The organism is Vibrio chagasii (assembly GCF_002954585.1).
In the GTDB taxonomy this organism is placed as follows: domain Bacteria; phylum Pseudomonadota; class Gammaproteobacteria; order Enterobacterales; family Vibrionaceae; genus Vibrio; species Vibrio chagasii_A.
On record NZ_MSCI01000004.1, the window covers coordinates 114650 to 129398 of the forward strand.

General features: G+C 45.9%; 13 protein-coding genes. All 13 read left to right on the top strand.

Annotated elements, in window-relative coordinates:
• Positions 1-134 precede the first annotated feature (134 nt).
• The 13 genes from pilM to BTO10_RS22055 all read left to right on the top strand — a co-directional run bounded on the left by pilM (position 135) and on the right by BTO10_RS22055 (position 14729).
• A complete protein-coding gene (gene pilM / locus BTO10_RS21995; RefSeq protein ID WP_105025831.1) occupies positions 135-1160 on the top strand; it encodes a type IV pilus assembly protein PilM in 1026 nt (341 codons plus the stop codon).
• Positions 1144-1743 (top strand): PilN domain-containing protein, encoded by a 600-nt coding sequence (locus BTO10_RS22000; protein ID WP_105025832.1) that lies wholly within the window; start codon positions 1144-1146, stop codon positions 1741-1743. The genes pilM and BTO10_RS22000 overlap by 17 nt, the downstream gene beginning before the upstream one ends.
• Positions 1736-2347: a type IV pilus inner membrane component PilO gene (locus tag BTO10_RS22005; RefSeq protein ID WP_105025833.1), complete on the top strand. Its 612-nt coding sequence runs from the start codon at positions 1736-1738 to the stop codon at positions 2345-2347. The genes BTO10_RS22000 and BTO10_RS22005 overlap by 8 nt, the downstream gene beginning before the upstream one ends.
• Positions 2334-2852: a pilus assembly protein PilP gene (locus BTO10_RS22010; protein WP_004737163.1), complete on the top strand. Its 519-nt coding sequence runs from the start codon at positions 2334-2336 to the stop codon at positions 2850-2852. Before BTO10_RS22005 ends, BTO10_RS22010 begins: the two co-directional genes overlap by 14 nt.
• 35 nt (positions 2853-2887) lie before the next feature.
• A complete protein-coding gene (locus BTO10_RS22015) occupies positions 2888-4603 on the top strand; it encodes a type IV pilus secretin PilQ (protein WP_105025834.1) in 1716 nt (571 codons plus the stop codon).
• Positions 4604-4779: 176 nt separating this feature from the next.
• Positions 4780-5298: a shikimate kinase AroK gene (gene aroK / locus BTO10_RS22020; protein ID WP_004737165.1), complete on the top strand. Its 519-nt coding sequence runs from the start codon at positions 4780-4782 to the stop codon at positions 5296-5298.
• Between the two features lie 25 nt (positions 5299-5323).
• Positions 5324-6412 (top strand): 3-dehydroquinate synthase, encoded by a 1089-nt coding sequence (gene aroB, locus BTO10_RS22025; protein WP_004737166.1) that lies wholly within the window; start codon positions 5324-5326, stop codon positions 6410-6412.
• A gap of 79 nt (positions 6413-6491) precedes the next feature.
• On the top strand, positions 6492-8000 hold the full coding sequence (locus BTO10_RS22030) for an SPOR domain-containing protein (protein ID WP_105025835.1): 1509 nt from the start codon (positions 6492-6494) through the stop codon (positions 7998-8000).
• Positions 8001-8069: 69 nt separating this feature from the next.
• Entirely contained in the window at positions 8070-8915 is an 846-nt protein-coding gene (locus tag BTO10_RS22035) for a Dam family site-specific DNA-(adenine-N6)-methyltransferase (RefSeq protein WP_004737168.1), read from the top strand.
• A 185-nt stretch (positions 8916-9100) separates the two neighbouring features.
• Complete coding sequence (rpe, locus tag BTO10_RS22040; RefSeq protein WP_008222304.1) at positions 9101-9775, top strand: ribulose-phosphate 3-epimerase; 675 nt, start codon at positions 9101-9103, stop codon at positions 9773-9775.
• Between the two features lie 120 nt (positions 9776-9895).
• Positions 9896-10582 (top strand): phosphoglycolate phosphatase, encoded by a 687-nt coding sequence (locus tag BTO10_RS22045; RefSeq protein WP_061033626.1) that lies wholly within the window; start codon positions 9896-9898, stop codon positions 10580-10582.
• 151 nt (positions 10583-10733) lie between these two features.
• The gene (trpS, locus tag BTO10_RS22050; protein ID WP_004737171.1) at positions 10734-11750 is read left to right on the top strand and encodes a tryptophan--tRNA ligase; all 1017 of its coding nucleotides are present in this window, start codon (positions 10734-10736) and stop codon (positions 11748-11750) included.
• A 384-nt stretch (positions 11751-12134) separates the two neighbouring features.
• On the top strand, positions 12135-14729 hold the full coding sequence (locus BTO10_RS22055; protein WP_105025836.1) for an ExeM/NucH family extracellular endonuclease: 2595 nt from the start codon (positions 12135-12137) through the stop codon (positions 14727-14729).
• The last annotated feature ends 20 nt before the right edge of the window (positions 14730-14749 follow it).

Sequence of the window (14749 nt, forward strand, 5' to 3'; positions counted from 1 at the left end):
GTTAAGGCTGATAAGCAGCAAACCCTTGTACTCTAGGCTAAAAAATTAGCTTTCGTTTATTAACGCTTATTTAACTAATAATCACAACCCCTAGATAATCAACGAAATGCTTGGCACTTCAGGAGCTAGGTCACATGGGTTCATCATTAATTACAGGTATAGATATAAATCACCACAGCATCAAAGCTGTGGTGCTAAAACCCGTGGGGGAATTGTATGCCCTAGTGGGATACAAAGAGCTGCCGGTTTCGGACGACATTTTTACAGCTAACCATACTTTGGAGTATCAGAAAACTGTTAAGAAACTCAAAGAACTTAGGAAAGGGCTGCCTTTCGGCTGTCGTAATGTCGCCATTTCGGTACCTGATAACACGGTGATCAGTAAGGTACTGCAAATTGAGAGTGAACTCGAAGACAGAGAGAAAGAGTTTTCGATTTATCAAACCTTCGCCCATCAATCTCCTTTTCCCATCGAGGAGCTGAGTTTAGATTTTGTGAAGCTGGAAGACAAACGATTTGGTAAAGGTTCGACGAGCAGTTATCAGGTTTATGCTACTCGTAAAGAAGTGGTCGATAGCCGAGCAGAGGCATTAACCAAGGCTGGCTTTAAGCCTGTTGTCGTTGATACGCAGGCGCATGGTTTGCTTCATGTGTGGCAGCTTGCCTCACGCTTATACCCAGAGAAAAGCAATTGGCTGTTGGTGGACATTGGCGTTGATCAAACCTCGCTGGGCATCATTCCTCAGGGTGCAGCCCCTTTCTATAAAGACATCGCCTTTGGTACGCAAGACCTTTGTAGTATCGAGAACCCCAATGATATCGAGGCTGCGTTTGGCATTGCTCAGGACACTCATCAATTTATCGTTAACTTGATTGAAAAACTCAAACGTCAGTTGCAGCTCTATTCCTCGGTGAATGCTCACCAACCTATCTCTGGTATTTGGTTAATGGGTGAGGGGGCCAGTACACCAATGGTGACTGAAGAGCTCGAGCGCCATTTTCAGCTGAGCTGTGAATCATTGAACCCTTTATCCCTGTTTGAGAATAAGGTCGCGAGGAAACGCCGCCTGCAAATGGATTGGCAACATTTTGGAATTGCTGCGGGCATGGCGATGAGCGGACTTAAATGGCAGGGGGAAAAGCATGTTGCATCAAATTAACCTGCTACCTTGGCGAGATGAGATTCGTGCTCAACACCGAAAGCGTTTTATTCATTTAGTTATCCTTGGCGTGATTGTGGCTGGGGCAGGGCAATGGGCAGTCGGAAACTACTTCCATGATCAACAGGCTAAACAGCAAGCTCGTCTTAATTACCTGAACCAATACATTGCAGGTCTCGACAGGCAGATTCAGTCACTCAGAGTCGCGGAGCAAGAGCACAAAGCCATTTTGACTCGACTTGATGTCGTTGAATCTTTGCAGCTCGGTCGCAATAAAACCACCGACTTTATGAACTTGATGCCGGAGTTGATTCCTGAGGGCGTGTATGTCGACAAGATAAAGATGAACGGCCAAGAGATTGAGATGGCGGGTATCAGTGACAGTACCGCTCGTCTCGCCACCATGTTGGATAACTTAGAACGCTCTGAATCTCTGAAAGGGGTCGAAATGCACTCTATTGTCCATAATCGTAAGCGCTTCAATAAAGAGTTTCAGACCTTCAAGGTATCTTTCGTGTTCAGCCCTGTGTCATTAGAGAGCACAACTGCACATCGAAAGGGTAAGGGGGCTAACCATGGCTAGCTTTCCAAGCATGATGAGCCTGCAAGAGCTTGATATCGATGAGATCACCGAGTGGCCATTGTTGCCTCAGCTATTGGTGATTCTATTGCTGGTGGCGCTCATTCAAGGGCTGGGAACCTGGTTCTATATTCTGCCCTTGGATGATGAGCTACAACAAATGAAGCAGCAAGAGCAGACCTTGAAAGCAACACTGCGTATCAAAGCCAATAAGGTTGCTGCTTTACCTAAGCTTCAGGGGCAGTTGGATGAACTCACCAGCCGCTACGATTACCTGTTAGAACAGCTGCCTGTACAAAAGGAGTTGGCGAGCATGTTGGCATCAGTCAATGAGCTTGGCTTAGACAACTCACTCACCTTTACCCGAATCGACTGGGGCGAAAAACAGAACAAAGCCTTTCTATACCGTTTACCTCTTAACATCGAACTGACGGGTGATTACCACGAGATTGGTGATTTCTCTGCTGCTATCGCCAAGCTCCCGCGAATCATCAGCTTTGATGATGTGAGTTGGCAGAGAGTGAGCCAAGAAAGCAGCACACTTCACTTTAGGGTTCGAGCTTATACCTACCAGTTTAAGTCGGAGGTCAACGATGAGGCTCAATAGCGCGCTCTATTCAACATTGTTACTGCTGATGTTGTCAGGCTGCAAAGCCAATCAAGACTCACTAGAAGACTTCGTGGTGCAGGTTGAGCTCAAGGCGAAAAAAGAAGTTGAGCAGCTTGTTCCTGCGACTGAGTTCTCAGCCGCTACCTATCAACGACGTGCTTTTCGCCCTCCCTTTGAACTACCCAAAGAAGCGATCGTGCAAAACCAGCCTTTGGTGAAGAAAGATTGCTGGCAACCTAGTGCTCGTGTTCGCAGTGGCAAGTTAGAGAAATACCCACTGAGTAAATTGCGCTTGAAAGGTGTGATGGGCAGTGGAACGAGTGTGTTTGGGCTTGTACAAACCCCCAAGGGAAATGTCGTCAATGTGAAAAGAGGCCAGTTTATTGGCTTAAACAACGGTCGAGTTACTAAGGTGACGAGCCAGTACGTTCTGATTAATGAAACTCTTCCAGATGGCTTAGGTTGTTGGCATAAGCGCAACGTTAGGCTGGCTCTGAAATAAAACAATGTCACATGATGTGGATATGAGATGTAAATATGAATAAAGGAATAAGTGGATTAGTGAGCAAAGCTCTACAAGGTTTTGCTGTGTCTGTGATGTTGGTTTTTAGCGTCTTCGGTTACGCAGAGAGCTCGTCCAATAAATTAGAGAACATTGATTTTAGAGTTAACAAGGATAAAGACGCTGTCATTATCATTGAGCTAGCAACCAGTAGCGCGGTCGTTGATGTTCAGCGAGCACAAGAAGGCTTGAGCATCGAACTTATCAATACAGAAGTGGATGATGACAAGCTCTACCTCCTGGACGTCAAAGATTTCGCGACTTTGGTTGAGGGTATTGAAGTATACAAAGAGACACCAAGCACTCGCTTGCTGGCAACGATTAACAGTGACTATCAATACGAATATGACCTCAAGGGGCGCTTTATCGAGGTGGTGATCAGCAAGCCTACAATTGAAGAAGTTGCGACGGAGAAAAGCGTACTTGAAAAAGAAGGTAAGCTGATATCGATTAACTTCCAAGATATCCCAGTTCGAAATGTCCTTCAGTTGATTGCTGACTACAATGAGTTCAACTTGGTGGTATCAGACTCGGTCGCGGGTAACCTGACGCTACGTTTGGATGGTGTTCCTTGGCAGCAAGTTCTCGACATTATCTTGCAAGTTAAGGGCTTGGATAAGCGTGTTGATGGCAACGTTATCTTGGTCGCTCCCAAAGCAGAACTGGATCTGAGAGAACAGCAAGCGCTCGAAAAATCTCGCCTAGAAGAAGAACTTGGGGAGCTTAAATCAGAAATCATCAAGGTTAACTTTGCCAAAGCTACCGATATTGCCGACATGATTGGCGGTGAAGGGGCGGTGAGTATGCTGTCTGATCGCGGCTCAATTACCATAGATGAACGTACTAACTCTTTGTTGATTCGCGAGTTGGAAGAGAACATTGCGGTGATCCGCGGCATTATTGAGTCGTTAGATATTCCAGTGAAGCAAGTACAGATAGAGGCGCGCATTGTTACCGTCACCGAAGGTAACCTTGATGAACTCGGCGTGCGTTGGGGCGTTTCATCGACCAACGGAAGCTTCACCGTTGGCGGCTCAATCGAGGGGAATCACCCATCAGCCATTCCACCTTATGACGGCGATAGCAGCAACGTGATTGATGACTACCTTAACGTGAATTTGGCCGCGACATCGCCAAATGCCTCGAGTATTGCGTTTCAGGTAGCCAAGCTTGGCTCAGATACGCTGCTCGATCTTGAGTTATCAGCCCTGCAACAAGAGTCTAAGGCGGAGATCATCTCTAGCCCACGCTTAATTACCACTAATAAAAAGCCGGCTTACATTGAGCAAGGTACTGAAATTCCTTACTTAGAGTCCTCTTCGAGTGGTGCAACGTCCGTCGCATTTAAGAAAGCCGTGCTGAGTTTGAAAGTTACCCCTCAAATCACGCCAGACAATCGCTTGGTTCTGGATCTGAGTGTGACTCAAGATAGACCTGGGCAAGTGGTGAAAACTGGAACGGGGGAAGCGGTCGCGATAGACACCCAAAGAATAGGTACGCAAGTGCTTGTTAATAATGGTGAAACCGTTGTTCTTGGTGGAATATTTCAACACAGTGTCAGTAGTACAGTCGATAAAGTTCCTCTGTTAGGAGACCTTCCTTTATTGGGTGCATTGTTCCGTCGCAGCTACGAAAATGTGGGTAAAAGTGAACTGCTTATCTTTGTTACACCTAAAGTTGTGATTCAGTAACGTACAATTAGATTAAAAATAAAGTTGCATTAGTGGCACCTAACCTTGATAATTTCGGGTCTTATCACGAATTATCTGTGAGGAATCGGTGCCACGGGCCTTTTAATTTCAGTACTTGTACTGACCTACCTTGTGGCGATGTCATTGAATTAACGTTGTAAATTACTGCTAAAAACATGGCTGAGAAACGCAATATTTTTCTTGTTGGCCCAATGGGCGCCGGCAAAAGTACAATTGGTAGACACCTAGCTTCCCAACTTCATATGGAGTTTCTAGACTCTGACACTGTGATCGAAGAGCGCACTGGCGCAGACATCGCATGGGTTTTTGATGTTGAGGGCGAAGAAGGTTTCCGTAAGCGCGAAGAATCTGTAATCAACGATCTGACTGAAGAGCAAGGTATTGTTCTAGCGACAGGCGGTGGTTCAGTGATGAGCAAAGAAAACCGTAACCGTCTATCTGCACGAGGCATTGTTGTATACCTAGAGACAACAATTGAAAAGCAACTTGCTCGCACAAACCGCGACAAGAAACGCCCTCTACTTCAAACAGACAACCCGCGTGATGTGCTAGAAGATCTAGCTGTATCTCGCAACGCACTATACGAAGAAGTGGCGGACTACACAGTTCGTACTGACGACCAAAGTGCAAAAGTGGTAGCCAACCAGATCGTAAAAATGCTAGAAGAACGTTAAGTTCATTTTTTCGGAGAGCAAACCCATGGAACGGATTACGGTCAATCTAGCTGAGCGTAGCTACCCTATCTCTATTGGCGCCGGGTTATTTGACGACCCGGCGTACCTTTCTTTTTTATCAGGCAAGCAGAAAGTTGTTGTTATCAGTAATGTGACAGTAGCGCCTCTTTACGCTGATAAAATTCTATCTCTACTGGATCAAGTTGGCTGTCAGACATCTCTTCTAGAGTTACCTGATGGTGAGCAATACAAAACGCTTGAAACGTTCAATTCAGTGATGAGCTACATGCTTGAAGGAAATTACAGCCGAGATGTGGTGGTAATTGCTTTAGGTGGTGGTGTTATCGGTGATTTGGTCGGTTTTGCTGCATCTTGTTACCAGCGTGGTATTGATTTCATTCAAATCCCGACAACGCTTCTTTCTCAAGTGGACTCTTCTGTTGGTGGCAAAACCGCAGTAAACCATCCTCTTGGTAAGAACATGATCGGTGCATTCTACCAACCAAAATCTGTGATCATCGATACCAACTGTTTATCAACGCTTCCTGAGCGTGAGTTTGCAGCGGGCATTGCTGAAGTCATCAAATACGGCATCATTTACGATGAAGCCTTCTTTGATTGGTTGGAGCAGAATCTAGAGAAACTTTATCAACTTGATGAACAAGCACTGATTACTGCAATTGCTCGTTGTTGTGCAATTAAGGCTGAAGTGGTTGCTTTAGATGAAAAAGAGTCAGGAATCAGAGCGTTATTGAACCTAGGTCATACATTTGGTCATGCGATCGAAGCAGAACTAGGCTATGGTAATTGGCTACATGGTGAAGCTGTGTCTTCAGGTACTGTAATGGCAGCGAAAACGGCTCAGTTACAGGGACTGATCACTCAGCAGCAGCTTGAGAGAATTATTTCTATACTCAAGAATGCGAAACTGCCAGTTCATACGCCAGAAAGCATGTCTTTTGAAGACTTTATGACGCACATGATGCGTGATAAGAAAGTGCTGTCTGGTCAATTACGTCTGGTATTGCCAACAAGTATTGGTACTGCTGAAGTGGTTGCTGATGTGCCTCAGGACATCATTAAACAAGCGATTGATTTCTGCCGTACTCTTTAAATTTGGTTGTGAGGTTGCCTAGTTAAACTCTAGGCAACTGAAGCGTTTTACTGATCGATCTAATCAGTAGGGATCCGCAATGAGTTTGGCTCATGAATTAAGAGTATTAGAGTTAGAGTCTCAAGTTGAGCTGCTAGAGCGCTTACAGCTTTTGACTAACTTTGGTTCAAATCTAGTAACGGTGGCTGGTAAACCTGGCTCTGGCCGTTCTTGGTTAGCACAGCGTTATCTCGAAGCGTGGGCGACAGAAAAAAATCAGTGTTTACTGCTTTGTCATCCAAGCCAAGACGACCAACAACGCCGCGCGCTTATTCTTAGCCAAATTGTTTCTGATCCGCTATTTAATCAACATGACTCCTTATCTGATAGCCTAGCAAGGTTGCTGGATGGTGAGCCGTGCAGCGTGGTTATCGTTGTCGATGATGCCCACCGACTCTCTGAGCTATTGGTATCCGAACTATGGATGTTGGTACTGGAAGCTCAAGCTAATCCCCAATGGACGATCAATGTCGTTCTTTTCTCAGAAATTGGTCACCTAGATACCTTACTCACACGTCTAAGTTACGGCCAACAACACAAGCCTATCGATCTTGAGATCGATGACCTTTCGCAACCAGAAGCTGAACATTTCTTTGAATCACTGGTGATTCGATATGTGGATGATGAGTCTGAAACTCGTGTGCGACGTGCGTTTAACAAAGCGCAACCTCTGCCTGGCGAGTTAATGGCTTTAGGAGAATTGAAAGTGGAAAAAAGGATTATTATTCGCTCAATCATTGGCTCACCAATCAATATCGCGATTGTGGTAGCCCTGTTGCTGTTGTTAATTGGTGGTGGTTATTGGTGGATGTTCAGCCAACCGACCCCGGATGACAAAGCGCAATCTCTGATCGCACCAATCGAGCAGACTGCTATTCCAACCTTTGAAGTGGACAGTGGCTCAGAACAAGCTGGTGTTGAGGGAGTGGTAGACACTGAAACGTCAACTGATATCAGTTATCAAGGCGCTGATGATGACAGTTCATCTTTGCCACCGGTTGTGGTGGAAGAGACGGCTAGCGTAGGTGAGGTTGAGCAAGACCAACAGCGTGTCGTGATTACTTCGGATGTGGTTGATGCTCTACTGGATGATAAAGCTCAGAGTGCTGATACCAGTGCCATTGATGCTGCGGTTGAAGAGAACACTCAAGTAGAGGCTAATTCACAGGCTGACGCTGAAGCGGTTGCTCCAGCTAATGAAGAGTCAGACTTAACCGAATCAACGCCTCCGACTAAGAAGATCACCTTCTCGTTTTCTCGTGAGGAGCTACAAGCTATCTCACCGCGAGCGTACACCTTACAGCTGAGTGCGATGACTTCACTGGAGGACGTGCAATCTTTCATCGAAGAATATGACCTAGAGAACAAGGTTCGTATTTACCCAACTCTGCGTAACGATACCAAGTGGTTTATCATCACTTACCAAGATTACCCAACGATTCAGGTGGCGCGAGATGCGGTAAGTACACTCTCAAAACCACTTCAACAGTTAGAACCTTGGGCAAAATCGATGAATCAAGTGCATCGAGAGATAGAACGTGCGAAATAACCCTGAGCTTAGTCTCAAAATATGTTACATTCCGCAGCCGTATTTTTGTGTTGATAGATAGAGCAGTAAATGAAAAAGCAGCGTGCCTTTCTAAAATGGGCTGGTGGTAAATATGGCCTAGTTGAAGACATCCAACGTCACCTGCCACCTGCTCGTAAATTGGTAGAACCATTTGTTGGTGCTGGTTCTGTGTTTTTGAACACAGACTACGAACAGTACCTGCTGGCTGACATCAATCCCGATCTTATCAACCTGTACAACCTACTTAAAACCGACCCTGAGACCTACATTGCGGAAGCAAAGCGTTGGTTCTGCCCTGAGAACAACCGCAAAGAAGCTTTCTTAGATATTCGAGCTCAGTTCAACGATACTGACAATGTTATGTATCGCTCACTTGCTTTCTTGTACATGAACCGATTTGGCTTCAATGGTCTATGTCGCTACAACAAGAAAGGCGGTTTTAACGTTCCGTTTGGTTCTTACAAAAAACCTTACTTCCCAGAAGCTGAGCTGGAGTTTTTTGCTGAGAAAGCGAAAAAGGCCACCTTCGTGTGTGAGGGATACCATGAGACTTTTAGCCGTGCCCGTAAAGGTTGCGTGGTTTACTGCGATCCGCCGTACGCACCGCTGTCAAATACCGCTAACTTTACCTCTTACGCAGGCAATGGCTTCAGCTTAGATGATCAAGCAGCACTGGCTGACGTTGCTGAAAAAGCGGCGACAGAACGCGGCATCCCTGTTTTGATTTCTAATCACGACACGACATTAACGCGTCGCTTGTATCATGGTGCAGAATTGAACGTGGTAAAGGTGAAACGCACCATCAGCCGAAATGGCGCTGGTCGTAATAAAGTGGATGAGCTTTTGGCGCTGTTCCATCAAGATAAAAACCAGCAACACGCTGCAGCAGAATAACCTCGAACACCTCAAATTGAGTGACCAACAGGTACTTTCTTAAACTAATCTTTCGAACTGCTAGGATCTGCCTAGGTGCTTAGGTAGAATTGCACACCAAATAGTCTTGGGGTTGAATCTTGTATGCGTATGAGGTGCCACCAAGGCGGTGAACTCGCAATTTACTTACTCTTAAGAGGTTTGGTATGAAAGATTTTCTAATCGCTCCATCAATTTTGTCTGCAGATTTTGCTCGTCTTGGTGAAGACGTTGAAAAAGTACTCGCAGCCGGTGCCGACGTTGTGCACTTTGATGTGATGGATAACCACTACGTACCTAACCTGACTTTTGGCGCGCCTATCTGTAAAGCACTGCGTGACTACGGTATTACTGCTCCAATCGATGTTCACCTAATGGTGAAGCCGGTTGATAACATCGTGCCTGAGTTTGCAAAAGCTGGCGCATCGATGATTACCTTCCACGTAGAAGCATCAGAGCACATCGATCGTACTCTACAGCTGATCAAAGAGCACGGCTGTAAAGCGGGCGTGGTTCTAAACCCTGCAACACCACTATCTTGCCTAGATTACATCATGGACAAAGTAGACATGATTCTATTGATGTCTGTGAACCCAGGTTTCGGCGGCCAATCTTTCATTCCTCACACGCTTGATAAGCTGCGCGCAGTTCGTAAGCTGATTGACGAGTCTGGTCGTGATATTCGCCTAGAGATCGACGGTGGTGTAAAGGTTGATAATATTCGTGAAATCGCAGAAGCGGGCGCAGATATGTTCGTTGCTGGCTCAGCTATCTTCAATCAACCAGATTACAAAGAAGTGATTGATGAGATGCGTGCAGAGCTTGCAAAAGTAAACGCATAAAAGTAGAACTAGGGTCAGTTGACCTAAAATCAAAAAATTTAGATTAAGGGGGCTGATTAGCCCCTTTTTTACGTCTTATAGCTCAACACATGAGACGAATATAATTAATAGGAAAGTAAGATGTCATTAAGCTCAATAAAACTGATCGCCTTTGATTTGGATGGAACCTTGTTAGACAGCGTGCCTGATTTGGCAGTAGCTGCTGACCAAGCTTGTCAGGAGCTAGGCTTCCCTTCAGTGAGTGAAGAACAAGTTCGTGATTATGTAGGTAACGGTGCTGACGTGCTTATCGGTCGTTCATTAAGCCGCAACCTAACTGTGGACCCAAGCTTAGAGCCAGAGCTACTGAAAAAAGCGCGTATCTTGTTTGATGACTTCTACGAGCAGGGTGGTCATAAGCTGAGCCACCTTTACCCATCAGTAAAAGAGACGCTGGCAGAGCTGCACAAAGCGGGCTTTACTATGGCATTGGTAACTAACAAGCCATCGAAGTTTGTGCCAGACGTACTAGCGCAACACGGTATCGATAAGTACTTTGTAGATGTACTTGGCGGTGACTCTTTCCCAGAGAAAAAACCGAACCCAGTAGCGCTAAACTGGTTGCTAGAAAAGCACAATGTGAAAGCAGAAGAGATGCTAATGGTTGGCGACTCAAGCAACGATATTAAAGCGGCAAAGAACGCGGGGTGTCACTCGTTTGGCCTGACTTACGGCTACAACCACGGTGAGCCTATTTCAGCATCAAACCCTGACTATGTGGCAGATAATGTCGCGCAATTGCTCGATGTCGTTCTAGTTTCTGCATAAAGCGGACAAAAGTTAGCTAACCCACTAGCAAAATACTTATCAATGAGTACACTGGATGAGCCGCGCAGAAAGAGCTGTGCGGCTTTTCTATATTTAAGTTAAGAAGCTAAGCCATCAATTGACTTAGCGAATAAGCAAAGGAATTAAAACCATGAGCAAGCCCATCGTATTGAGTGGTGTTCAACCATCTGGTGAACTAAGTATCGGTAACTACTTGGGTGCTCTACGTCAATGGCAACAGATGCAAGATGACTACGATTGCCAATACTGTGTGGTAGACCTTCACGCAATTACGGTTCGCCAAGATCCGAAAGCACTGCATGAAGCGACTCTAGACGCACTAGCTATCTGTCTTGCTGTCGGTGTTGATCCAAAGAAGAGCACGCTATTTGTTCAGTCTCACGTACCAGAGCATGCTCAACTTGGTTGGCTTCTTAACTGTTACACACAAATGGGTGAACTGAGCCGTATGACTCAGTTTAAAGACAAATCTGCACGTCACTCAAACGACGTGAACGTAGGTCTGTTTGATTACCCGGTACTGATGGCTGCGGACATCCTGCTTTACGGTGCTCACCAAGTACCTGTAGGTAGCGACCAGAAACAACACCTAGAGTTAGCGCGTGATATCGCAACTCGCTTCAACAACATCTACTCGCCAGAACAGCCAATCTTCGAAGTGCCAGAACCGTACATCCCAACAGTGAATGCACGTGTAATGAGCCTGCAAGATGCAACGAAGAAGATGTCTAAGTCGGACGACAACCGTAAGAACGTGATTACTCTGCTAGAAGAGCCAAAGTCGATCATCAAGAAGATCAACAAAGCGCAAACGGATGCAGAAACACCACCACGCATTGCTCATGATTGGGAAAACAAAGCGGGTATCTCTAACCTGATGGGCCTTTACTCGGCAGCAACAGGTAAAACATTCGAAGAGATTGAAGCGCAGTACCAAGGCGTTGAAATGTACGGCCCGTTCAAGAAAGATGTGGGTGCAGCGATTGTTGAGATGCTTGAGCCGATTCAAGCGGAATACCACCGTATCCGTGCTGACCGTGCCTACATGGACGCAGTAATGAAAGCGGGCGCAGAAAAAGCTTCTGAGCGCGCAGCAGTAACGCTGAAGAAAGCATACGAAGCAGTAGGTTTTGTAACTCGCCCATAGGGTGACTCAACACCTTCCGCTATAAAATCTAAGCCCAAAGTGACTGCGTTTACTTTGGGCTTTTTAGTACCCGCTAGTTAAGGCTTCCCAACAATCGTGCTGTTTTAATTGATGATTTACGCATGTAATGGCTAACACATCTGTAACATCTATGTTGTGCAGAATATCTTATTAAATGAGTTTTGGTTTTATAAATTTTCACTCATTTCTATTTGTGTTGGAAATATATTGCGTGCCAAACAATTGATGATTCCAAAGTGATAAGTTCCTCATTTTCTTGCCAACTGACTTATTCCTTTCATAAATAAACCTGATAGTTACCACAAAATACATGACTGCCCATAGATGGCAGTAATTATAAATCGATGAACTCAGGTGAAACGGATGGCTCTTTTACACAAACCTTCATTGCTAGCAGTGGCAATTGGTAGCTTGTTAACGACAAGTGCACACGCTGATTTGTTTATTTCACAATACGTGGAAGGCGGCAGCTACAACAAAGCGGTTGAGATCGCCAATAACGGCGACAGCAGCATTAATTTAGATGGTTATTCACTGGCTAAATCAGCGAATGGCAACGGATCATGGGGCGCCACTTTACCTTTAGATGGCCACGTTTTAGCGCCTGGTGAGGTACTTGTTGTTGCGCATAGCAGTGCAAGCGATGAGATTAAAGCGGTCGCTGACATTCTTAATGCTTCATTGGCTAATCACAATGGTGATGACCCGTTGGCTATCTTGAATGCAGACTCAAGCGTGCTGGACATGATTGGCGTGATGGGCGATGTCGACTGGGGTAAAGATGTTACCTTGGTTCGTGCTGAACAAACCCCATCGGCGACGTTTGATGCTTCACAATGGGTATCGCTACCGAAAGACAGCATTGAAGGTCTAGGTTCTCTAGATAATGTTGAGTTGCCAGACGCCTTTGCTTGTACGCAAGACGGCGCTGCTCCAGTATTCACCACCATTCAAGAAATCCAAGGTGAGGGCGCAACATCGCCGTTCATCGATGGCTACCCGTACATCACCGACGATGAGTATTTCGTAAAAGGAGTGGTAAGCGCAGTTACTACCGGCCTCACTAAAGGTTTCTACCTGCAAGCTCTTGAGGATGATTTCAACTCAAGCACTTCTGAAGGTCTATTTGTTCATACCAATCAATCTAGCTCTGAATTAGCTGCAGGCGATGTGGTGTGTGTTAAAGGTAAAGTACAAGAATACTACAGCCACACTCAGCTTAAAGTTGAAAACAATCAGTGGTTAAAACAAGGCGAGCAGGACGCGCCTGAAGCGACAGCCATTGAAGTATTAGACACCGATGAGAACTTCACTGCGACACTTGAGCGCTACGAAGGCATGTTGGTGAAAACAACCGAAGCACTAGATATGCGTGTAACGCGTACCTTCGGTTATGACTATGCTGGTCGTCGTAACAACATGGTTTTGGCGCATGAGCGTATCAACATGCAACCAAACCAACTTTTCGCAGCGGGTTCTGATGAAGCGAAACAGCAAACGGAAGACAATGCTGACCGTCGTCTTTTCGTAGAGACTGACCAAAAAGCGGGTGATGGACAAGTACCTTTCTACCCAGACTTTGGCCGTACCGACATCGACCAAGATGGCTCAACGGAAGACTATATCCGTATTGATGACACTATTGTTGGTCTAGAGGGCGTGTTGACCTACAGCTATGGTGAATACCGCCTGATCACGACTAACCAGATCACCGCTGAAAACTTCGTTCGCAACGACCCACGTACCGACAAACCAGATATGGATGAAGGCGACTTACGTATTGCGACCTTTAATGTACTGAACTACTTCAACTCTCCATTTGGCGGTGATGCGAACCAGCATGGTAACAACCGTGGTGCAAACACCATCACTGAGTTTGAAGTGCAACAAGAGAAGATTGTAAACGCGATTCTTCGCTTGGATGCTGACATCATTGGCTTGATGGAAATTGAGAACAACGGCTTTGGTGAAGGTTCGGCAATTCAACAGCTTGTGAATCAACTGAACGATCGTATTGAGCATAAGAAAGACCGTTACACCTTTGTTGCTGTCGACTCTAATGAAGATGGAGTTACCGACGAAATGGACTCGATCGGCACTGATGTGATTACTACGGGCGTTATCTACCGTAAGAAGGTGGTTAAGCTTAAAGACAGCCGTGTTATCGCGATGCCAAGCCAGCAAGCACCAGAGGTGTTAGACGATTCAGGTAAGGTGATTGAAGATGGTAAGAACTACCAACGTGACTCATTGGCGCCAACCTTTAAGGTGAAGGGCACCAAAGAGAAACTGACTGTAGCGATTAACCACTTTAAATCGAAAGGTTCTAAGTGTTGGGAAGATGCTGCCCCTGTTGAGCAAGGCGGTCAAGGTGGTGTAGATGCTGATAAGCAAGGTTCATGTGAGAACTTCCGTGTTGCAGCGGCGGTTGCGCTGGGCGAAGCTCTCGATGGTATTGAAGGCCACAAAGTAATTCTGGGTGATATGAACTCCTATGGCATGGAAGATCCAATGCTGATACTGACAGATTACTCTGAAGAGAAGTACGGTAAGCAGATCAAAGCGGCGCGTAACACTTACATTAATGGCGTTGAGCAGTTTGGTGATAACGGTGCTGTGATTACTAAGAACTACGGCTATGTTAATGCGGTCGCGCAGAAGCACCCAGACAGCTGGAGCTATTCATATAACGATGAAGTGGGTGCGTTAGACCACTTATTGGTGAGCGAGAGCTTGAAAGATATGGTGGTGGGTGCGACCGATTGGCATATCAATGGTGGTGAATCGACGTTGTTTGACTACAACGAAGAGTACAAAGGCGACCTACCTAAGTACCAAGACCACTTCCGTTCATCGGATCATGATCCAGCGGTTCTTGAGCTAAAAGTCGGTGGTTCGTTTGGCTTTGGCGCGTTGATGTCACTGTTTGGCTTAGCGATGTGGCGCCGTCGTAAGTAGTGAGCGAATCAGCTTTACTG